Source organism: Flexivirga lutea, assembly GCF_054778955.1.
In genome coordinates, this window is record NZ_BAAGZB010000004.1 from 28,282 (window position 1) to 48,705 (window position 20,424).

24 protein-coding genes and 1 tRNA gene are annotated in these 20,424 nt (G+C 68.9%); 14 read left to right on the forward strand and 11 right to left on the reverse strand.

Annotation, left to right across the window (positions count from 1 at the left end):
* Positions 1–146 precede the first annotated feature (146 nt).
* From ACYVBN_RS14860 to ACYVBN_RS14875, 4 genes are read left to right on the forward strand one after another with little or no spacing between them, the layout of a single operon-like run.
* Positions 147–815: a transcriptional regulator gene (locus ACYVBN_RS14860; RefSeq protein WP_460601203.1), complete on the forward strand. Its 669-nt coding sequence runs from the start codon at positions 147–149 to the stop codon at positions 813–815.
* A gap of 31 nt (positions 816–846) precedes the next feature.
* A complete protein-coding gene (locus tag ACYVBN_RS14865; protein WP_460601204.1) occupies positions 847–1,596 on the forward strand; it encodes a LamB/YcsF family protein in 750 nt (249 codons plus the stop codon).
* Positions 1,593–2,231 carry a 5-oxoprolinase subunit B family protein gene (locus tag ACYVBN_RS14870; RefSeq protein ID WP_460601205.1) on the forward strand — a complete coding sequence of 213 codons (639 nt, stop codon included), beginning with the start codon at positions 1,593–1,595 and terminating at the stop codon, positions 2,229–2,231. The genes ACYVBN_RS14865 and ACYVBN_RS14870 overlap by 4 nt, the downstream gene beginning before the upstream one ends.
* Positions 2,231–3,217 carry a 5-oxoprolinase subunit C family protein gene (locus tag ACYVBN_RS14875; protein ID WP_460601206.1) on the forward strand — a complete coding sequence of 329 codons (987 nt, stop codon included), beginning with the start codon at positions 2,231–2,233 and terminating at the stop codon, positions 3,215–3,217. Before ACYVBN_RS14870 ends, ACYVBN_RS14875 begins: the two co-directional genes overlap by 1 nt.
* A gap of 16 nt (positions 3,218–3,233) precedes the next feature.
* Here the strand turns inward: ACYVBN_RS14875 and ACYVBN_RS14880 are convergent, their stop codons facing one another.
* Complete coding sequence (locus ACYVBN_RS14880) at positions 3,234–4,394, reverse strand: CaiB/BaiF CoA transferase family protein (RefSeq protein ID WP_460601207.1); 1,161 nt, start codon at positions 4,392–4,394, stop codon at positions 3,234–3,236.
* Positions 4,395–4,465: 71 nt separating this feature from the next.
* A complete protein-coding gene (locus ACYVBN_RS14885) occupies positions 4,466–4,705 on the reverse strand; it encodes a hypothetical protein (protein WP_460601208.1) in 240 nt (79 codons plus the stop codon).
* A 404-nt stretch (positions 4,706–5,109) separates the two neighbouring features.
* Between ACYVBN_RS14885 and ACYVBN_RS14890 the strand changes: the two genes are divergently transcribed.
* Both ACYVBN_RS14890 and ACYVBN_RS14895 read left to right on the forward strand, forming a co-directional pair.
* Positions 5,110–5,304 carry a hypothetical protein gene (locus ACYVBN_RS14890; RefSeq protein WP_440282921.1) on the forward strand — a complete coding sequence of 65 codons (195 nt, stop codon included), beginning with the start codon at positions 5,110–5,112 and terminating at the stop codon, positions 5,302–5,304.
* Positions 5,301–7,214, forward strand: a complete 1,914-nt coding sequence (locus ACYVBN_RS14895) for an MFS transporter (RefSeq protein ID WP_460601209.1) — start codon at positions 5,301–5,303, stop codon at positions 7,212–7,214. Before ACYVBN_RS14890 ends, ACYVBN_RS14895 begins: the two co-directional genes overlap by 4 nt.
* Before the next feature lie 338 nt (positions 7,215–7,552).
* On the opposite strand, the gene ACYVBN_RS14900 is transcribed toward ACYVBN_RS14895, so the two are convergent.
* From ACYVBN_RS14900 to ACYVBN_RS14925, 6 genes are all read right to left on the reverse strand, one after another.
* Entirely contained in the window at positions 7,553–7,711 is a 159-nt protein-coding gene (locus ACYVBN_RS14900; RefSeq protein WP_460601210.1) for a hypothetical protein, read from the reverse strand.
* A gap of 157 nt (positions 7,712–7,868) precedes the next feature.
* Positions 7,869–8,174 carry a hypothetical protein gene (locus tag ACYVBN_RS14905; protein ID WP_460601211.1) on the reverse strand — a complete coding sequence of 102 codons (306 nt, stop codon included), beginning with the start codon at positions 8,172–8,174 and terminating at the stop codon, positions 7,869–7,871.
* A gap of 151 nt (positions 8,175–8,325) precedes the next feature.
* Positions 8,326–8,475, reverse strand: coding sequence for a hypothetical protein (locus tag ACYVBN_RS14910; protein WP_460601212.1), 150 nt, complete (start codon positions 8,473–8,475; stop codon positions 8,326–8,328).
* A gap of 450 nt (positions 8,476–8,925) precedes the next feature.
* Positions 8,926–9,072: a hypothetical protein gene (locus ACYVBN_RS14915; protein ID WP_460601377.1), complete on the reverse strand. Its 147-nt coding sequence runs from the start codon at positions 9,070–9,072 to the stop codon at positions 8,926–8,928.
* Between the two features lie 476 nt (positions 9,073–9,548).
* Positions 9,549–9,631, reverse strand: a tRNA-Leu gene (locus tag ACYVBN_RS14920).
* A 148-nt stretch (positions 9,632–9,779) separates the two neighbouring features.
* Positions 9,780–10,364, reverse strand: a complete 585-nt coding sequence (locus tag ACYVBN_RS14925; RefSeq protein ID WP_440282925.1) for a TerD family protein — start codon at positions 10,362–10,364, stop codon at positions 9,780–9,782.
* Between the two features lie 126 nt (positions 10,365–10,490).
* On the opposite strand from ACYVBN_RS14925, the gene ACYVBN_RS14930 reads away from it, so the two are divergent.
* Positions 10,491–12,014: an ATP-dependent DNA ligase gene (locus ACYVBN_RS14930; RefSeq protein ID WP_460601213.1), complete on the forward strand. Its 1,524-nt coding sequence runs from the start codon at positions 10,491–10,493 to the stop codon at positions 12,012–12,014.
* Positions 12,015–12,045: 31 nt separating this feature from the next.
* Complete coding sequence (locus ACYVBN_RS14935; RefSeq protein ID WP_460601214.1) at positions 12,046–13,389, forward strand: M20/M25/M40 family metallo-hydrolase; 1,344 nt, start codon at positions 12,046–12,048, stop codon at positions 13,387–13,389.
* Between the two features lie 44 nt (positions 13,390–13,433).
* Here the strand turns inward: ACYVBN_RS14935 and ACYVBN_RS14940 are convergent, their stop codons facing one another.
* Positions 13,434–13,628 carry a DUF5703 family protein gene (locus ACYVBN_RS14940; RefSeq protein ID WP_440282928.1) on the reverse strand — a complete coding sequence of 65 codons (195 nt, stop codon included), beginning with the start codon at positions 13,626–13,628 and terminating at the stop codon, positions 13,434–13,436.
* Between the two features lie 83 nt (positions 13,629–13,711).
* Between ACYVBN_RS14940 and ACYVBN_RS14945 the strand changes: the two genes are divergently transcribed.
* On the forward strand, positions 13,712–14,071 hold the full coding sequence (locus ACYVBN_RS14945; protein WP_460601215.1) for a hypothetical protein: 360 nt from the start codon (positions 13,712–13,714) through the stop codon (positions 14,069–14,071).
* A 3-nt stretch (positions 14,072–14,074) separates the two neighbouring features.
* Here ACYVBN_RS14945 and ACYVBN_RS14950 read toward each other — a convergent pair whose 3' ends face one another.
* Positions 14,075–15,016 (reverse strand): aldo/keto reductase, encoded by a 942-nt coding sequence (locus ACYVBN_RS14950; protein WP_460601216.1) that lies wholly within the window; start codon positions 15,014–15,016, stop codon positions 14,075–14,077.
* Between the two features lie 110 nt (positions 15,017–15,126).
* Here ACYVBN_RS14950 and ACYVBN_RS14955 point away from each other — a divergent pair, with 110 nt between their 5' ends.
* From ACYVBN_RS14955 to mshC, 5 genes are read left to right on the forward strand one after another with little or no spacing between them, the layout of a single operon-like run.
* Complete coding sequence (locus ACYVBN_RS14955; RefSeq protein WP_460601217.1) at positions 15,127–16,191, forward strand: LLM class F420-dependent oxidoreductase; 1,065 nt, start codon at positions 15,127–15,129, stop codon at positions 16,189–16,191.
* 4 nt (positions 16,192–16,195) lie between these two features.
* Positions 16,196–16,906: an MSMEG_4193 family putative phosphomutase gene (locus ACYVBN_RS14960; RefSeq protein ID WP_440282932.1), complete on the forward strand. Its 711-nt coding sequence runs from the start codon at positions 16,196–16,198 to the stop codon at positions 16,904–16,906.
* 10 nt (positions 16,907–16,916) lie between these two features.
* Positions 16,917–17,456: a DUF3090 domain-containing protein gene (locus ACYVBN_RS14965; protein WP_460601218.1), complete on the forward strand. Its 540-nt coding sequence runs from the start codon at positions 16,917–16,919 to the stop codon at positions 17,454–17,456.
* On the forward strand, positions 17,434–18,243 hold the full coding sequence (locus ACYVBN_RS14970; protein WP_460601219.1) for a protein kinase family protein: 810 nt from the start codon (positions 17,434–17,436) through the stop codon (positions 18,241–18,243). Before ACYVBN_RS14965 ends, ACYVBN_RS14970 begins: the two co-directional genes overlap by 23 nt.
* A 25-nt stretch (positions 18,244–18,268) precedes the next feature.
* On the forward strand, positions 18,269–19,510 hold the full coding sequence (mshC, locus tag ACYVBN_RS14975) for a cysteine--1-D-myo-inosityl 2-amino-2-deoxy-alpha-D-glucopyranoside ligase (RefSeq protein WP_440282938.1): 1,242 nt from the start codon (positions 18,269–18,271) through the stop codon (positions 19,508–19,510).
* A gap of 1 nt (position 19,511) precedes the next feature.
* Here mshC and ACYVBN_RS14980 read toward each other — a convergent pair whose 3' ends face one another.
* The gene (locus ACYVBN_RS14980) at positions 19,512–20,357 is read right to left on the reverse strand and encodes a PAC2 family protein (protein WP_440282935.1); all 846 of its coding nucleotides are present in this window, start codon (positions 20,355–20,357) and stop codon (positions 19,512–19,514) included.
* Between the last annotated feature and the right edge of the window lie 67 nt (positions 20,358–20,424).

Sequence of the window (20,424 nt, forward strand, 5' to 3'; positions counted from 1 at the left end):
GGCAAATGTGTGGGGGCACGCGTATCGGCACCGCAGCTACCTCTGCTGCCGTGCCGTCGGCGAATCCCCGCGGACCGGTCGATCCGCACTGAACCGTCTCACCCCAGGGGCGGGTCCGGCACACCCCAACGGGTTATCTTTGCGGCGTGCGCGCACCCGAGACCGAACCCATTCGGCTGGCCCTCCTGGACGACTACGACGTCGTGCTCAAGGGACTCGCCCGGATGCTCGAGCCCTACCAGGACCGCGTCGTGGTGACGGAGATCGACGCGAACAAGCCCCTGGTCGACATCGTCGACATCGCGCTGTACGACTCGTTCGCCCAGGGCGAGGCGGACGCCGAACAGATCGATGTGCTGGTCGCCAGCCCCCGCGCCCGGCGCGTGGTGGTCTATACCTGGAGTTTCCACCCGAAGCTGGTGGCGTTCGCGCAGGAACGCGGCGTCGACGGGTATCTGTCCAAGACGCTGCCGGCACAGCAACTGGTGGAGGCATTGGAAGCGGTCCACGCGGGCCGGCGGGTGGTCAGCGATCAGTCGCGCGGGGCGCACGTCGGCCCCGGACTGGACTGGCCGGGGCGGCACGAAGGGCTGACCGATCGGGAGTCGGAGATCCTGGCCCTGATCACGCAGGGGCGCAGCAACGCCGAGATCGCCGCCCTCACCTATCTCAGTCCCAACACCATCAAGTCCTACGTGCGCAGCCTCTACCGCAAGATCGGCGCGGACAGCCGGACCAAGGCCGTGCTCTGGGGCATCCGGCACGGCTTCAGTCCGGACCACCACCGCATCGAACTCTGGCGCGACGGGCGGTGACATGGACGCGCGGGGCGGTGCAGGTGGAGGCGTGGTCGATCTGAACGCCGATCTGGGCGAATCCTTCGGCCGGTGGACACTCGGGGAGGACGCCGCGATGGTGCGGCTCGTGACCTCGGCCAACGTCGCGTGCGGCTTCCACGCCGGTGACCCCCAGGTGCTGCTGCAGACCTGCCGGGATGCCGTCGCGCACGGTGTCGTGATCGGCGCCCAGGTCGGCTACCGGGATCTGCCCGGCTTCGGCCGGCGCTTCATCGACGTCGCACCGGATGAGCTGTATGCCGATGTGCTCTACCAGATCGGGGCGCTGGACGGCCTGGCCCGCAGCGTGGGCGGTGTGGTGGCCTACGTGAAACCGCACGGCGCGCTCTACAACGCCGTCGTCCACCACGAGCAGCAGGCGGCGGCCGTGATCGCGGCGGTCCGTGACCACCCCGGCGCCCTGCCGGTGCTCGGGCTTCCGGGGTCGGTGCTGCTGGCCCTGGCCGAGGACGCCGGCCTGCGGGCGGTCCGCGAGGCGTTCGTCGATCGTGGCTACCGCGCGGACGGCACCCTCGTGTCGCGGCGGGACGCCGGGGCCCTGTTGGCACCGGACGCGGCGCTGCGGCAGGCGCTGAGCATCGCCTCGTCCGGCACTGTCACCGCGATCGACGGCACGCAGGTGCGCGTCGATGCGGAAAGCCTTTGTGTTCATGGGGACTCACCGGACGCCGCCCGTCTTGCCGCGGCGGTGCGACAGCAGTTGGCGGTCGCTGAGATCACCGTGCGGGCCTTCGTATGACGCCCGACGACGTGTCGATACGCCGCGCCGGGGACCGGGCGCTGCTGCTCGTGCTGCACGACCCTGGGGACGTCGAACTGCTGGACCACGTGCTGCGCAACGACCCTCCGGTGGGTGTGTGCGACCTGGTGCCCGCGTCGGAGACGATCCTGCTCACCACGCAGCAGGGTGTCCGACTGGCGGAGGTCGAGCGCGCGGTGCGTGCCCGGCTCAGCGATGCGACCAGCGATCAGGTGGCAGAGCCCGACCGGCAGGTCGTCGAGGTCGGCGTGCACTATGACGGACCCGACCTGGCGGAGGTCGCCCGTGTGCTGAGTATGACTCCGGCGGAGGTCGTCGCGGTGCACACCAGTCGACTGTGGCGCTGCCGATTCGTCGGTTTCACGGCCGGGTTCGGCTATCTGCGGCCCGACGAGCCGACGTTGGTCGTTCCTCGGCGGGATTCTCCGCGCACCCGAGTGCCGGCCGGTGCGGTCGCGCTGGCGGATGGTTACAGTGCCGTCTATCCGCGCACCTCGCCGGGCGGTTGGCAGTTGATCGGCACGACGACGACGGCCATGTGGGACCTCGACCGGGACCGGCCGGCACTGCTGACGCCGGGTGTCACGGTGCGTTTCGTGCAGTTGGAGGCCTGATGAGCCGATCTCTGCGGGTCGTGCGGACCGGCCCGTCGGCGAGTATTCAGGACCTGGGCCGTCCCGGCTGGTTCTCCAGCGGTGTGGGCGTCTCCGGTGCAGCGGACCGCGAATCGCTCTGTGCCGCAAATCGACTCGTCGGCAACCCGGCCGACGCGGCAGGCATCGAATGTGTGCTGGGTGGGCTGGAGCTCGAGGCGTTGTCGCCGGTCACCGTGGCGGTCACCGGAGCCACGGTGTCGGTCTCCGTCGACGGGCGTGCGGCCGACCACGGCACCGCGATCGACCTGCCGCGGGGTGCACTGTTGGGTCTCGGCACCGCCGCGGCCGGACTTCGGGCGTATGTCGCGGTGCGCGGCGGGATCACCGTTCCGCAGGTGCTGGGTTCGCGCAGCCGGGACACGCTCGCGGGGATCGGACCGGATCCGCTGGTGCCCGGCATGGTGCTGCCGGTGGGCGATGAACCGGCCGGTGCTGCCGAGCCGTCGGCTGCGCCGCCGCCGGGCCGGCCGGTGGTCCCCGCCCACGCGCCCGTGGTGCTGCGGGTCGAGCTCGGTCCGCGGCAGGACTGGTTCACCGAACCCGAAGCACTGTTCCGCGGCTGGTGGATCACCACCGATGCCGTCGACCGGATCGGTGCACGGCTGACCCGTGCGGCGGGTCAGCCGAAGCTGGCGCGCGTCCATGACCGAGAGCTGCCGACCGAAGGTATGCCGCTGGGCGCCATACAAGTGCCGCCGGACGGGGAGCCGGTGGTGCTGCTGGCCGATCACCCGATCACCGGTGGTTATCCGGTCATCGGCTGTGTCGTGAGCGAGGACGTGGGGCGAGCCGCACAGGCGCGGCCCGGGCAGCAGGTGATCTTCCGCCCGGCCGGCGCAGCTGCGCACCGCGGCACCGGATTGCCGCCCGCGATCCGGGTGACCGGTCACCCGGCCGATGACGAGGTTGCCGCAGTCGTCGCTGCGCTCGCGGCAGGCAGCTGAGAAGCGATCCAGGACATCAGGCGTCGTGACTGTCGAGCCAGCGGCGAACCTCCGCCGCGTCGCGGTCGAGCGCCGGCGGGGGAGTGGCCTCCCGGGTGCGGTAGGTGCTCCACCGGACGGGATGACGTATCTGCTCGGCCCAGCCGTCGGCGACGCGGATCGTCGGATCGAGCCCCAACGCATCGGCGAACGCGATGGCTTCCGGAATCGAATTGACCTTGCCCGCAGGCACTTTCGCCTCGTTCAAGATCTTCACCCAGTGCTCGACATCCGCTCGCGCGAGCAGCGCTTGCAGTCGCTGGATCAGTGCGGGACGGTGCCCGACCCGGTCGGCGTTGGTGCCGAATCGCTCGTCGACGGCCAGCAAGGGGTCGCCGAGCGCCTTGGCCAGGCGCTCGAACTGCAGGTCGTTGCCGCAGGCGATCGCGATGAGTCCGTCCCGGCACTGCAACGTCTCGTAGGGCGCGATGCTCGGGTGCTGGTTGCCGAGTCGACGTGCCGCGTGCCCGCTTTCCAGACTGGTCTGCCCCTGGTTGACCAGACTGCCGAGCAGGCTCGTCAGCAGGGAGACCTCGATCCGTTCGCCGCGGCCGGTGCGGGCGCGGGCGACGACGGCGGCCAGGATGCCGATGACGGCGTCCTTCCCGGTGAGCACGTCCACCAGTGCCACGCCTGCCTTGGTGGGCTCGCCGTCTGCCGCACCGGTGATGCTCATCAGCCCGCCGACGGCTTGCACGATGAAGTCGTAGCCCAGCAGTTCGCGACCGTCGCCGCTCCCGAAACCGCTGATGGAGCAATAGATCGAGCGCGGATTCGCTGCGGCGATCGCGGCGTGACCGAGGCCGAGCCGATCCATCGTTCCGGGCGCGAAGTTCTCGATGACCACGTCCGCACGCGTCGCGATCTGCCGGGCGGTCTCGAGGTCCGCCGGTTCCTTCAGATCGAGAGCGATCGACTGCTTGCTGCGATTGACGCTCTCGAAGTATGTCGATCCGTGAGCCGACCAGGGCGGACCCCACGCCCGAGTGTCGTCACCGCGGACGGGCTGTTCAATCTTGATCACCCGGGCGCCCAGATCGGCAAGGGTCATCGTCGCGAGCGGACCCGCCAGGACCCGGGAGAAGTCGGCCACGGTGAGTCCGTCGAGCGGACAGGTCAGTTCGTCGTCATCGGTCATGGAGCCCCTCTGCTGTTGATGCGCGACCGGGCACGCACCGAGGAGGATAGCTCGGACGAGAGCGAGATCGGTCAGCGTGTGCTGTGCCTGCGGTTGCGCAAGGCACCGACGATCTCGGCTTCGCGCTGCAGCAGCCGGAGGACGTGCGGATCCAGGACCGGGCCGGCGCCGTTCGCCATCGTGGTGTGGCTCCGGACCTCCCGTACGGCGTCCTCGAGCTGGGCCAGTTCGCTGATCAGCGCACGGACCGAACCGGGCACCGGTGCGGCAATCTCAGCGGCGGTGTCCTCGGCCGGAGTCGTGATCGTCATGGGGACCTCCAGTAGGCGAGCCCGCCGCCGGTGAGCAGCGGGATGTGTGTTGCCCCACTGCTAGAGGCGCGTTCCACAGTGACGGTCGGTTCTCGGCTCTGTCAACACTTTGCGGGTTCTGCAGACCAACTCCTTACCGTCCCTTGGCTCGGGCGTTGCCGGGCGGGCACCGGCACATGGTTATGCGGCGCACGGCTGGGTAGGGAGATCACGGGCCGAGAACACGTGACACGAGGAGGGGCATGCACCAGCCAAACGGGACAGGGGCCGTCGCGACACACCGACCGGTCCAGGGAGGCGGATCCGCAGATCAGCAGGTGGCCGCGCACGTACCGGGCGCGCGTCACGGCTGGAAGTGCGCGGTGTGGGGCCATCGCATCCGGTTCCGTGCGCAGGACCGCACGATGACCTGGGCCTGCGAGTGGTGCGGGGGAGAAGCCGGCACCAAGACCTACGATTCCGCTGCCGCGGCGCGCAGGTATGCCGCCGCGTTCGATCGTCCGGACAACGCCGACACCGGCAAGCGAGCGCCATACCTGGGCATGTTCCCGTTGCGGGTGTGGCGCTTCCTGCGCGTTCGCAAGGACCGCACGTCGTGACTGTGCAGACCGGCACGATCACCACCGCGGTCCCGGCGCGGCTGGACCGGTTGCCGTGGGCGAAGTTCCACTGGCGCGTCGTCATCGGGCTCGGCAGTGTGTGGATCCTCGACGGCCTCGAGGTCACGATGGTGGGCAACGTCGCCGCCCGGATGACCGAGAGCGGCAGCGGCATCTCGATCAGCTCTGCGCAGATCGGCCTGGCGGGCGCGATCTACGTGGTCGGGGCGTGCGTGGGTGCGCTGGTCTTCGGGCAGCTGACCGACCGCTTCGGGCGGAAGAAGCTGTTCATGCTCACGTTGGGCGTCTACATCACGGCCACCGTGCTGAGCGCCTTCGCCTTCGCGCCTTGGTATTTCTTCGTCATGCGGTTCTTCACCGGAGCCGGCATCGGCGGCGAATACTCGGCGATCAACTCGGCCATCGACGAACTCATCCCGGCGCGCGTCCGCGGACGGATCGACCTGATCATCAACGGGACCTACTGGGCCGGTGCGGCGGCCGGTGCTGCCGTCGCCATCCTGTTGCTCAACAAGTCCCTGCTCGCCGCGGATCTGGGCTGGCGGCTGGCATTCGGCCTCGGCGCGATACTCGGGCTGTTGGTGCTGTTGGTCCGGCGGCACGTGCCGGAGAGCCCACGGTGGCTGTTCATCCACGGTCGCCAGGACGAGGCCGAACGCATCGTCGGCGGCATCGAGCAGGAGGTCGAGGAGGAAACCGGTCAGGAGCTGTCGGAGCCGGGCGACAGCATCACCGTGCGGCAGCGCACGGCGATCCCGTTCCGGGAGATCGCCAAGGTGGCCTTCACCCTCTATCCCAAGCGCGCGATCCTGGGCTTCGCATTGTTCGTCGGTCAGGCATTCCTCTACAACGGCATCACCTTCGACCTCGGGACACTGCTCGGCAAGGCGTACCACGTGTCGTCGGATCGGGTGCCGATCTTCTTCATCCTGTATGCCGTCGCCAGCTTCCTCGGACCGGTCCTGCTCGGGAGGTTGTTCGACACGGTCGGGCGTAAACCGATGATCGCGGTGTCCTACCTCGGCTCCGCCGTCGCCGGACTGATCCTGGCCTGGATCATCGTCGAAGAAGCCGGCGGCGTCTGGGGATTCCAAGCGATGTTGATGGTGACGTTCTTCCTGGCCTCCTCGGGAGCGAGCGCGGCATACCTCACCGTCAGCGAGATCTTCCCGATGGAGACGCGAGCGTTGGCGATCGCCTTCTTCTACGCCATCGGCACCGCTGCCGGCGGCATCGCCGGCCCCCTGTTGTTCGGCCGCTTCATCAACTCCGGCGACAACTCGCTGATCGCCCTCGGATTCGTCATCGGCGCCGTCGTGATGGCCATCGGCGGCGCGGTCGAGTTGCTCTTCGGGGTGAGTTCCGAGGGAAAGAGCCTGGAGAGTATCGCAATGCCACTGACCGCCCAGGACGCGAAGGGCGATGAGCAGGACGCCGGGGAGAAGGCGGCCGGCGACCAGCAGGACAAGCACGAGGGGCAGGACGAGGGACACGACGAGGCACACGACGGCCGCACGTCGGCGGGAGAGGATGACCTTCGTCATGCCCGAAGGGAACGGATCAGGGCGAGGGAGGAGCGGCAACGGCTGCAGACCACCGGACGGGCGCGTTACCGGCCAGGGCCCGGCCGGGTCCTGTGGTCGCCCCGGATGTCCGTGTCCGACAGCACGGAGCCACCCGAGGTCCTCGACCACGAGATTGAGTCCATCGCAGGCGCATTGGCCGATCGCGGCCAGCTCACGGACTCTGCACTGTCACAGCTGGTGGGTGCCCGGTATTGGGGGCCGGGACGGTTCCGCAGGGCATTGCGGGAGGCGGTGGCCGAAGGGCGGGCCGTGCGCCTGTCGCGAGACCGGTACGGTCCGCCGGATCCCTCCGACGACCGGTAGCCGCCGACGGGTCGCTGACCGACCGCCAGTCCTGCGGAGGGCTTGCCGGACCGCTCGAAGATGAGGCCGCAGGCCGGGCCGTGAACGCGAATGGCTTTGTGAATCCGAGCGATTCGGACTCACAAGGCCGTTCGAACGTCCGTCGGAGGGGGGTTGTCCAATGTCCCGACCACTCCGAAGGCTGCGATCCCGCGGATTACCAGCAGTTTCAGGCTTGCTGGGTGACTGTTCCTGGTCCTGATGTCGTTGTGGTGATCGATTGCCGGCGCTCACAAGTGGTGAGGATCGTCGTCGGTAGCTTTCGGCGGCACCCGATGGGTTGTGTGGCGGGTGTCCTGTCAGGGCAGGTCGAGTGCGGCTTTCAATCCGTCGTTCACGGCTCGCATGGAGGCCGGGCTCAGGGCGCCGATGATGCCCTGGACCTCGTCCTCGTAGATCTCCACGATGTCGTCGCAGACGACGCTGCCGACCAGGTGATCGTCGTGGGCGAGCGGCACGATGCTGGGGATCCGTGGCTTGGCGGTGGTGGTCAGGCGCGCGGCCAGGGCCTGGCCCAGGTTTTTGTTGCGGCGGTGTTGGAGACGACCACGAACAGTTTCGGCTCGGCCAGTCCGATATCCGCGCGAACCACCTGGCCCCGGGACAGTGGCCAGGTCACTCGTTCGCCCAGTCGGGGATGCGGCGGCGGGCCACCCGCTGGCGCTCCGCTGTGGTGTCCTGCTGTTGCGCCGCCATCGCGGCGTAACCGGCTTCCTCGGCCCGTTCGCGCAGTGCCGTCAGTCCTGCCTCTAGGACGGCGTGCAGGTAGGACGCCTCGCTGGCTTCCGGATCGATATCGGTCCCGGTCATTTCCTGCAGCACTCGCCGGTACTCGGTTGACCGGCGCATGAACGCCAAGTCTCGCAGGTCGGCGGCTGTCAGCGGCAGCGAATTGCGCACCGTGTCACGCGCTTCCTTCATGCATCACATTATGCAGCATGTGCTGCATGCCAACGCTTTCGAATGCTGCCGTGCTGCCGACGGACCTCGAGGCCCGCATGGCGGGCCCGCGAGAGTGGGGACGAAGGCAGCTGGTGAGAGTTCGTCGCGAACGTGACGTCCGGGTGTGCGATTAGCCGTGGCCCTGAGTGCCGGATGACTCGGTGAAGCCGAGTGCGCGGTAGCCGGGCATCCGGCGCTTGAGCGAGGCGGCGAGGACGGGCGCCTGATGGTCGTGATAGTCGTGCGCCTCGACGAGCAGCTTGCCGGGTGCGGCTCGCACAACTCGCCCTGCGCACTGGACGAGTAACCCGTCGAATGAGACAGGAGCAGCGAGGAAGAGCGTGTCCAGGCGGGGGCGTCGAAGCCTTCACCGATGAATCGCGTTGTCCCGACGACCACTATGCCATCGCCGATATTCGCCTCCGACAATCGGTGGACTGCCTCGCGGCGCTGTGCGACGTTCATGCCTCTTTGGAGCACGATTGCGTCACGCCCGGGGCATCCGTGCTCATCACGACAAACGACATGCAACTGACCGAAATCGCCGATGTTTCATGTGACCTCGGTGCCAACCCTGCCGCCGTACGCTAATTCTTCATCTCAACAGCCAACCCGTCGTTCCACGCCACGGCACCTTTCCGCGCGATCATCCCGTCAACCGGGTTGGGCCATTTCTGACCGCCACAGTGGGGCCAACTGAGGTTGAACCGCCCGAGGTTCTGTGCCGCTGTCATACGGGTTGCAGCTCAGCTTCCTGAGCCGCGTAGTGCTTGGCCACCGCCTCGCAGGCCGCCGTCAGCGACGGGTACTCCCGCTGGTGCTCAGCCACCAGGCGTACCGCCCGCGACCGCAGCGCGGGATCAATCTTCTTCGGCATGAAACGCATCCTTTCAACTCACAAAGATGCGGCATCAAACCTGGGGCGGTTCAGGGTTGCCTCTGAACGAATGGTCCCGAGGATGCGAACGCACCGGGTGCGGCCGTCGACGTCGGCGCGAAGGTATCGCCAAAGACGACCGCCGTCGTCACGTAAGCCCTCACACCGACGGCTGCTGAGCCGTGGCGCATTGCGCGAAGACTGGTGACCTGCTAACCGACCGCAGAGTAGTCGTGGCCGTTGACTGACACCGGCCAGCAAGACCGTGGCGGCGGCCACGGCGACGGCGGCACGCGAAGCGTTCCTCGGCGGTTGACGCACCGGGGGATTACGTCGCTGAAGTTGAGCGCGGCGCAGCTGCGGCTGCCTTGTGAAGTGACAGGCAGAGTCAACGACGCCACAGCAACACAGGCAGGCGAGACGCCAATAGCCTTATGAATCCGAGCGATTCGGACTCACAAGGCCATTCGAACGTGTGTCCGGAGGGGGACTTGAACCCCCACCCCCGTTAAGGGACTAGCACCTCAAGCTAGCGCGTCTGCCATTCCGCCACCCGGACAAATTGGGTGCGTCGACCGACCTGCATGGCGCGGCCAACGAGCGGAAACACTAGCACGCAGCGGCCGGTTTCCTTCAATCGTGCCACCGCCTGCAACGCCCGGTGGCCGTTACCCCCGCAGCGGTCGCTCGCCCCTGGCGCGGACGACTCAGACGTCGAGGCCGAAGTCGCGGATCACGCCCGCGAGACCGCTGGAGTAGCCCTGACCGACGGCGCGGAACTTCCATTCACCGTTGTTGCGGTAGAGCTCGCCGAACACCAGCGCCGACTCGGTGGCGGCGTCCTCGCCGAGATCGAAGCGGGCGCCCTTGTCGGAGTTGGTGGGGTCATCGGCGTCGAAGACCCGGATGAAGGCGTCCGAGACCTGACCGAAGTTCTGACCGCGTGCCTCCGCCTGGTCGATGGAGGCCACGAAGGCGATGCGCTGCACGTCGGCCGAGACCTGACTGAGCGAGACCTTGATCTGCTCGTCGTCGCCCTCGCCCTCACCGGTCCGGTTGTCGCCGAGGTGCTGGACCGCGCCGTTATCGCCGGTCAGGTTGTTGTAGAAGACGAAGTCGGACTGAGTGCGCACCTTGCCGTTCTCGGCCAGCAGCAGCACCGACGCGTCCAGGTCGAACTGTGCGCCGTCGGTCGTCCGCGGATTCCAGCCGAGGCCGACGATCGCCGTCGTCATACCCGGTGCAGCCTTCTCCAACGAGATGTTCGCGCCCTTGCTGAGATTGACCGGCATGTGGTTGTCCCTTCGTGGAGTGGATGACTCGTCGTTCGCGGACACGACGCTAGCGCCTGCGCAGCAGGCTCGCCTCCGCCGCCTCCGAACCGCCTGTATGTCGGTGCCGCCCGGCAGACTGCAACCATGCTGTTGGAGCAGGTCATCTCGGTGTCGGAGGCCCTACGCGCCACACGGTCGCGGCTGGCCAAGCGGGACGCCGTGGCCAGCTTGCTGCGAGCCGCGACAGCGGATGAGGTGCCGCTGGTGGCGTCATACCTGGCCGGCGTGCTCCCGCAGCGGCGGATCGGGGTCGGCTGGCGGGGCCTGCGCGACGCGCCCGTGCCAAGTGGTTCGGCGACGGTCTCGGTGACGGAGTTCGACGCGGCGATGACCGCCGTTGCGGCGGTGAACGGCGCCGGAGCCGTCGCACGGCGCAAACAGTTGCTGGCCGACCTCTTCGGCAGACTGACCACCGCGGAGCAACGCTTCGCCACCGGGCTGATCCAGGGTGAGCTGCGACAAGGCGCCGGTGACGGCGTGATGCTCACCGCCATCGCAGCGGCCAGCGGCGTGCCCGAGGCGGACATTCGGCGGGCCGTCATGCTCGCCGGTTTTACTGCTCCGGTCGCCGCGGCCGCGATCAACCACGGCGCCGAGGCGGTGGCCGCGGTGGGGCTCGTGCTCGGCCGGCCGGTGCGGCCGATGCTGGCCGGCAGCGCACCGGAAATCGACGACGCCGTCGAGGATGGCCTGGCCCAGCAGATCGAGACCAAACTGGACGGCATCCGTGTGCAGGCGCACAAGGACGGTGACGACGTCCGGTTGTTCACCCGCAGCCTGGAGGAGATCACCGACCGGCTTCCCGAGGTCGTCGAGGCGGTGCGCTCGCTGCCGGCGCGCACGATCGTCCTCGACGGCGAAGCGATCGCGTTCGCCGCCGACGGTCGGCCGTTGCCGTTCCAGGTGACCGGCGCGCGCACTGCAAGCAGCGCCGAGCCTCAACGGCTGAGCGAGCAGACGCCGGTCACCCCGCAGTTCTTCGACCTGCTGCACCGGGACGGTGTCGATCTCATCGACCGGCCGCTGCGCGAGCGCGCCCGAGAGTTGGCGCAGGTCGTGCCCGCGCGCTGGCTGATCCGGCACGCCGACGTCGCGAGCGCCCAGCAGGCACGTGAGTTCTTCGCCGAGCGCGTCGCTCACGGCGACGAAGGCGTGGTGGTCAAGGACCTCGCCGCTCCCTACGCCGCGGGCCGGCGCGGCGCCGGGTGGGTCAAGGTCAAGCCACGGCACACTCTCGACCTGGTCGTGCTCGCCGTCGAGCGGGGCAGTGGACGGCGCACGGGCCTGCTGTCCAACATCCACCTCGGTGCACGCGACCCGGAGTCGGGCGGCTATCTGATGCTGGGCAAGACCTTCAAGGGAATGACCGACGAGATGCTGCGGTGGCAGACCGTGCGATTCACCGAGCTCGCCACGGACGACGACGGTTGGGTGGTCCACCTGCGACCGGAGCAGGTCGTCGAGATCGCCTTCGACGGACTGCAGCGATCCAGCCGCTATCCCGGCGGGCTGGCACTGCGCTTCGCACGGGTGATCCGCTACCGCGACGACAAGACCGCCGAGGAAGCCGACACCATCGATACCGTCCGGACGCTGGCCGGCGGGTGATCGCCCGCGATGCCCGTGGCAGGCTGCTCGTATGACGAACGAGGCGAGCAGCGACAACAAGCAGCAGGTGCGCGCCGAAGATGAGGCCGTGCGGATCACGCAGGACCTGATCGGCATCGACACCAGCAACTACGGCGACGGCAGCGGCCCGGGGGAGCGCAAGGCAGCCGAATACGTGATGGGCGAGCTGACCGAGGTCGGCCTCGACCCGGTCCTGCTGGAGAGTGAGCCCGGACGTGCGTCGGTGGTGGTGCGCATCGAGGGCTCTGACCCCTCCCGTCCCGGCCTCGCGGTGCACGGTCACCTGGACGTCGTGCCCGCGAACGCCGAGGACTGGCAGGTGGATCCGTTCGGAGCAGAGCTCAAGGACGGGTGCGTCTGGGGCCGCGGCGCCGTCGACATGAAGGACATGGACGCGATGATCCTGGCCTGTGTGCGGGAGCTGGCACGGACCGGCCGGAAGCCCGCCCGCGACCTGGTCATCGGCTTCTTCGCCGACGAAGAGGCGGGCGGTGTCAAGGGCAGCCGCTGGCTGGTCGACAACCACCCCGAGCTCTTCGAGGGCGTCTCCGAGGCGATCAGCGAGGTCGGCGGCTACTCGGTCACCTTCGACGGCAAGGCCGGTCAGCAGCGCGCCTACCTCCTGCAGACCGCGGAGAAGGGGATCGCCTGGCTGCGGTTGCACGCCCACGGACGCGCCGGTCACGGCTCGGTACCCAACGACGACAACGCCGTCGTCCGGCTAGCACAAGCCATCGCGCGCATCGACGCCCACGAATGGCCCCGCGAATACATCGCATCGGTGCGGCAGTTGCTGGACGGGCTGAGCGATCTGACGGGCGCGGCATACAGCGACGACGACCTGGGACCGATCCTCGGCAAGCTCGGCGGTGCGCGCGGCTTCGTCGAGGGCACGCTGCGCGACACCGCCAACTTCACCATGCTGGATGCGGGCTACAAGCACAACGTCATCCCGCAGTCGGCCTCGGCGTCCCTGGACTGCCGGTACCTGCCCGGCCACGAGGACGACCTGATGGGCACGATCCGCGAACTCGCCGGTGAGTATGTCGAGGTGGAGGTGCTGCACCACGACATCGCACTGGAGGCGCCGTTCGACGCGCCCCTGGTCGAGAAGATGAAGCGTGCACTGCTGTCACAGGATCCCGGTGCCGCGATCCTGCCCTACTGCCTGTCCGGCGGCACCGACAACAAGGCGCTGCAGCGATTGGGCATCGACGGCTACGGCTTCGCGCCCCTGCAGCTACCCGCCGATCTGGACTTCGCACCGATGTTCCACGGCATCGACGAGCGGGTGCCGGTCGAATCGCTGAAGTTCGGTGCGCGAGTGCTGCGGGAATTCCTTCAGGACTGCTGAGCTGTCTGGTTCGACTCCTCGCATCCGGGTGGCTGTCACCAGTATCACGCAGTGCGGCGGACGCGGATGATGCGGCGGCGCAACCACACCCGGCGCGCGCCGCCCAGGTAGAGCCGGCTGCGGGCCAGCTCCCAATGGCCGTACTCCGCGTGGTCGGCGATCACCTGGCGCACGTCGGACCGGCTGGTGTCGCGCGGGAAGTTGAGCACCCGGAACTCATACTCGGTCATCGCCGCCATTATCACCCAGCGAGACCGAATCCGCCGGATCGGCAGGGGCGTTGCTCTGTCCCGAATCACCGCCGACCCGGTACGGTCGAGCCATGACCGCTGAGCCGCGTGCCGCATTGTCCGCCCTGGTGAGTGCGCTGGAACGCCACTTGGAGGCCGCCGCATCCCGCCGCAGCGAGAACGACCCCTCGGTGGTGGCGGCATACCGCGATCTGGCGGACGCGTTCGAGGACTACGACGACGCCCTCATGGACACCTACGGTGAAGTGACGCCGCTGGAGGTCTACGTCGGTGATGACGACGAAGAGGACGACGACGAAGAGGACGACGAGGAAGACTCCGACGGCGACGACCTGGAGGACGAGCTCGAGGACGACGACGATCGCTACATCGGGCTGTCGGGCGACGACACCGACGACCTGGACTACGAGGACCCTGAGCCGGCCAGGTGACCGTCAGCGCAGCCGCGACACGTCGTCCAGCGCCTGCGCGATCTGCGGCGGTAGCTGCGTCTGGGCACTGGCGAGCACGGTGCGCAGTTGCGTCCGGTTGCGGACTCCGACAACCAGTGAGCTGATGCCCGGCCGCGTCCGGGCCCAGCTCAGCGCGATCTGCGCCGGGCTGACGCCCAGGCCTTCGGCGGCCGTGGCGACGGCGTCGACCACCGAGTCCGATCCCGCCCCCAGCCGTCGAGCAGCCCAGCCCGCGTGCCGCCCGGTCGCTGCTCGGGAGTCGGCGGGCACACCGCGGCGATATTTCCCGGTCAGCACGCCCCCGCCCAGCGGTGCCCAGGCCAGCACCCCGGCACCGATGTGCGCGGCGGCCGGCAGGATTTCGGCATCCGCGGCGCGCTCGACCAAGCTGTATTCGACTTCATCGGCGGTCAATGGGATGCGCGCATCGCGCAGCGCCGCATGTGCCGCCACCAGTTGCCAGCCGACGTAGTTGGACACGCCGACATACCGCGCACGTCCGCTGGTCACCGCGTGTTCCAGCGCCGACATGGTCTCGGCCAACGGCACGTCGTCGGCCCACGTGTGCACCAACCACAGATCCAGATGATCGGTCCGCAGCCGCCGCAACGACGCGTCGAGCTGGCTGAGCAGCGTCCCGCGGGAGGTGTCGACCACCCGGGCACCGGTCGTGCGTGAGATGCCGGCCTTGCCGATCAGCACCAGGTCGTCGCGGTCGCCGCCGGCGACGAGCCCGCCGAGGATCTCCTCGGCGGCGCCGTCGCCATAGCCGTATGCCGTGTCGATCGCCGTGCCACCGGCGTTGCGGAAGTCGTGCAGGATCTCCTCGGCGAAGACCTCGTCGACGCTGTCTCCCCAGTTCATCGTCCCGAGCGTGAGGTCGCTGACTCGCAGCCCCGACCTGCCCACATTCACCGATTGCACGCAGCAACCGTAATGGTCGGCACCCCGCGAGCCGTGGAGGCGCGGTGCCTGAGGAGGCCCCGAGGAGGCGCGAGGCACGAGCGGCCGTCGCGGAGGGTAGCGTCGTGGCCATGGATCTGGGTATCAATCTGGGCTACTGGAGCACGACCGGCACCGACGATTTGGCGGCGATGAAGGAACTCACGTCGGCCGCCGACGGCGCCGGTTACCGGGTGGCCTGGTTGGCCGAGGCCTACGGCTCGGACGTGCCGTCCCTCGCGGCATACCTGAGCGCCTTCACGACCCACCTCGAGTGGGGCAGCGCCGTGTTCCAGATCCCGGCACGGACCCCCGCGATGGCCGCGATGACGGCCGCCACGCTGGACAGGATCACCGGCGGTCGGTTCCGCCTCGGCCTCGGCGTGTCGGGTCCGCAGGTGAGCGAGGGCTGGCACGGTGTCCGCTTCGACAGTCCGCTGGGTCGCACCCGCGAGTACGTCGACATCATTCGGTTGGCGTTCGACCGCAAGAACGTCGAGTACCACGGCAGGCACTTCGAACTCCCGCTGCCGGACGGGCCGGGCAAGGCGCTCCGACTGCTCCTGCTACCCGAACGCCCCCAGGTGCCCATCTACCTGGCTTCCATCGGTCCCAAGAACATGGAGCTGACCGGTGAGATCGCCGACGGCTGGCTGGGCATCTTCGTCAGCCCCGAGCACCTGCCCGAGCAACTCGAGCAGTTGCGCACCGGGCGGACGAAGGCCGGCCACGCCGACGGTTCGCTGGACGGCTTCGACGTCGCGGCGCAGGTCGGCCTGAGCCTGGCCGACGACCTGGACACCGGCGCGGATCGGTTGCGCGCCAACGCCGCGCTGTATGTCGGTGGGATGGGCTCACGGAAGAAGAACTTCTACAACGCGCTGGCCCGGCGGATGGGGTTCGGCGAGGCGGCCCAACAGGTGCAGGACCTCTTCCTGGACCGCAAGCATCGCGACGCCGCCATGGCCGTGCCGCGCGACTTCATCGACCGGACGGCGCTCATCGGCCCCCGCGAGCACATCGCCGAGCGGCTGCACGCGTATGCCGCCGCCGGCGTGACCACGCTCAGCGTCTCGCCGGCGGGCGACACCCTCGAGGAGCGGATCTCGGCGGTGCGCACGCTCGCCGACATCATGGACGCCGAAGGGTTGCGCTGACGCGATGGCCACTGTTCTCCTGCTGCGGCACGGCCGCACGACCTCCAACACCTCCGGGGTGCTGGCTGGCTGGACACCCGGAGTCGCACTGGACGAGACCGGTGAACGTCAGGTCAACGAGGTGCGCAAGCGGCTCGAGCAGTTGCCGATCGTGCGGATCGTCAGCAGCCCGTTGCAGCGGTGCCAGCAGACCGCGGCAGCGGTGGCGGCAGGCGCCCCGGACGTTGCCGTCGAGACCGACGAACGCCTGGGGGAGTGCCGCTACGGAGGCTGGACCGGCCGCAAGATCAGTGAACTGGTCACGGACGACCTGTGGCGCACCGTGCAGGACCACCCCTCCGCGGCGGTCTTCCCGCCCTCGCCCGACTTCGCCCACGAATCGCTGGCGCAGATGTCCTCCCGGGCCGTCGCGGCCGTGCGGCAGCTCGACGCGGAGGTCGAGGCTGCGCACGGTCCCCGCGCGATCTGGGTGGCGGTGTCGCACGGGGACGTCATCAAGGCGTTGCTCGCCGATGCCCTCGGCAGCCACCTGGACCAGTTCCAGCGCATCGTCGTGGGTCCCGCGTCGGTCAGCGCCGTCCGGTACACCGCGCGGCGCCCGTTCGTGGTCCGGGTCAACGACAGCACCGGCGACCTGACCGACATACCCGACAAGGAGCCGTCGACCGGTGATGCGACACCTGGCGGCGAGACCGGCACGGATTCCGCGGATTAGGCTGGCGAGTATGCCGACAATTGAGTTCGACCACCCGGACCGGTTCATCGCCGGCACGGTCGGCCCGCCCGGTGCCCGGACGTTCTTCCTGCAGGCCGTTCAGGGTCGCCGTGTGATCTCGGTGTCCCTGGAGAAGGAGCAGGTCGCCGTCCTCGCCGAGCGCGTCAACGACCTGCTCGACGAGTTGTCGGTGGACGAGGACCTGCCGGTCGCCGACGAGGACAACGACCCGTTGACGCCGCCCATCGAGGACGAGTTCCGGGTGAGCACGCTCAGCCTGGCCTGGGAGCCGGAGCGGCAGGTGCTGATCATCGAGGCGCACGACCGGCAGGTCGAGCTGGAGCCCACCGGCGACGGTGAGGAGTTGCGGGAGGTCACCGACCCCGACGGCCAGCTGGTACGGGTGCTGCTCGGTCCCGCGCAGGCACGCGAGTTCGCACGACGCGGCCTGGCGTCCGTGGCCGACGGTCGCCCGGCGTGTCCCTTCTGCGGTGGTCCGCTCGACCCGAGCGGCCACATCTGTCCCCGTGCCAACGGCTATCGACGCTGAGCGACTGCAGCGGCTCCTGCTGGACGGGCCGCTGGAGGTCGAGGGCCGGTTGGTCGAGGCGTCCAACTTCGTGCTGCGAGTGTGGATCGACAGCGACGGCGAGCGAATCCCCGCTGTCTACAAGCCCGTCCGCGGCGAGCAGCCGTTGTGGGACTTCCCCGAGGGCACACTCGCGGGCCGCGAGTATGCCGCCTATCTCATCGCGCGCGTCGGTGGCTGGGACTGCGTGCCGGTCACCGTGCTGCGACCCGACGGGCCGCTCGGCGCCGGTTCGGTCCAGCAATGGGTCGGCCCGCTGGAACCGGTGACCGAGAACGATCTGCTGCGGATCGATCCGGTGGCCGCCGTGCCGTCGGACTACCTGCCGGTCCTCGGCGTGCACGACGAGGAGGACCAGCCGCTGGTCGTCTCCCACGCAGCGCACGCGACACTGCGGGACGTCGCCCTGCTCGACGTGGTCCTCAACAACGCCGACCGCAAGGCCTCCGCACTGATCGTCGACGACGATCATCTGTATGCCGTCGACCACGGACTCACCTTCCACGCGGAGGAGAAGCTGCGCACGGTGCTCTGGGGGTTCGCCGGAGAAACGTTGTCGCAGCGCGAGATCGGGCGGCTCGAGGCCGTCCGCGATGCCCTCGCAGGCGTGCTGGGCGAGACGCTGCGAGGCGTCATACAGCAGGACGAGCTGGTGGCCCTGCGCGACCGGGTCGAGGACCTGTTGCAGACGCGGCAACTGCCGGCGCCACCCGACTACCGGCATCCGCTGCCGTGGCCGCTCTGGTAGCACCCTTATCCTGGACAGCGTGACGATTGCTCCGTGGGCCTCGCCGAATCTGCCCGGTTTACAAGGAAAAGGCCGCCCCTTGGCGCTGTGGCGACACCGTGCCTCCGAGGTCGTGCCGCTCGAGATCAACGGGGCCGCGCGGATGTATGTCTGCGGGATCACGCCCTACGACGCGACTCATCTCGGTCATGCCGCGACCTACGTGACGTTCGACCTGGCCGGCCGGGTGCTGCGCGACGCCGGCCACGAGGTCCACTATGTGCAGAACGTCACCGACGTCGACGATCCGCTGCTGGAGCGAGCCACCCGCGACGGCGTCGACTGGCGTGACCTCGCGACCAGCGAGATCGAGCTCTTCCACACCGACATGACCGCGTTGCGGGTGCTCGCGCCGGATCACTACGTGAGCGTGGTGGAGACGATGGACCGCCATGTCGCCACGATCGAGGGACTGGTCGGCAAGGGCGTCACCTACACGGTGCCCACCCCGGACGCGGTCGAACCAGGGGCGCAGGACATCTACCTCGACCTGTCCACCCAGCCGACCTTCGGCGCGGCCAGCGGCTGGGACCGGGACCAGATGCTCGCGGTCTTCGCCGAGCGCGGCGGCGATCCGGACCGGGACGGCAAGCGTGATGCGCTGGATCCCCTGCTGTGGCGCGTGGAGCGCGCAGGGGAGCCGGCCTGGGACGCCGGCGAGCTGCGCCGTGGCCGTCCCGGCTGGCACGTGGAGTGCACCACCATCGCCTTGGACCATCTCGGGATGGGCTTCGACCTGCAGGGCGGCGGCACCGACCTGATCTTCCCGCACCACGAGATGTCCGCCGTGCAGGCTGTGGCGTTGACCGACGACCCGCCGTTCGCGCGCACCTACGCGCACCAGGCGATGGTCGCGTACGACGGCGAGAAGATGAGCAAGTCCAAGGGCAACCTCGTGCGGGTGTCCGACCTGCGCACGGCCGGTGTGGACCCGATGGCGATCCGTCTCGTGCTGCTCGACCAGCACTACCGGACGCCGTGGGAGTACACCGACGATCTGCTGGACACCGCCGTCAAGCGCTGGGACCGCTGGACACGGGCCTTGGCATCGCGCGGCGACGCCGGCGCCGCGGCGCTCATCGACGGCATCCGTGCCGCGCTGGCGCACGACCTGGACAGCGCCGGTGCGCTGCGGCTGGTGGACGACTGGGCCGCCGGTCCGGACGAGGGCGCGGCCAGTCCGCTGGTCACCGACGCGCTGGACGCGCTGCTGGGCCTGCGCGCCTGACTTATTCGTCGGTGTCGCGGCGGCGCAGGTATTTCTCGAACTCCCGCGCGATGGCATCACCGCTGGCCTCGGGCAGCTCGGTGGTGTCCTGGGTCTGCTCCAGCGAGTGGACGTAGTCGGCGACCTCGTCGTCGGACGCGGCGAGTTCGTCGACACCGTGCTCCCAGGCGCGTGCCTGCTCCACCAGGTCGGCGTGGCCGATGAGGGCGTCGAACAGCTCCTCCAGACGGGTCAGCAGCGCGAGGGTCGCCTTGGGGGACGGGCCGGCACCGGCGTAGTGCGGGACCGCGGCCCAGCAGGACAGCGTCGGTATGTCGCCCTGGTGCGCCGCGTCGGTGAAGACCCCGACGATGCCGGTCGGCCCCTCGTAGCGGTTGGGCTCGACGTCATACCGCTGCCGCGTCTCCTCGTGCTCCGAGGTCACGGTGACGGGGATCGGTCGGGTGTGCGGCACGTCGGCGAGCAGACCGCCGAGGGTGATGATCATGCCGACCTCGCACTCGGTCGCGAAGTCCATCAGCTCCTCGGTGAAGGCACGCCACCGCATCGACGGTTCGATGCCCTGCACCAGGATCACGTCCCGGTCCAGCGGGGTGTTCCGTGCCAGGAAGATCCGCGTGGTGGGCCAGACGACCTCGCGCCGTCCGGAGTCACTGGTGATCCGTGGTCGATTGACCTGGAAGTCGTAGTAGAGCTCGGGGTCGAGCGCGGCCAACGGGGTTGCGTCCCAGGTGTCGATCAAGTGCGTGACGGTCGCCGACGCGGTCTCGCCCGCGTCGTTCCAGCCTTCGAACGCGGCGATCATGATCGGGTCGCGCAGCAACGGCACGTCCTCGAAGTCGATCACCGGGTCCTCCTCATCGCCGTGAACATCACCGAGGTTCAGCTTAGGCCGTCGCGACGCCGCGGGAGAC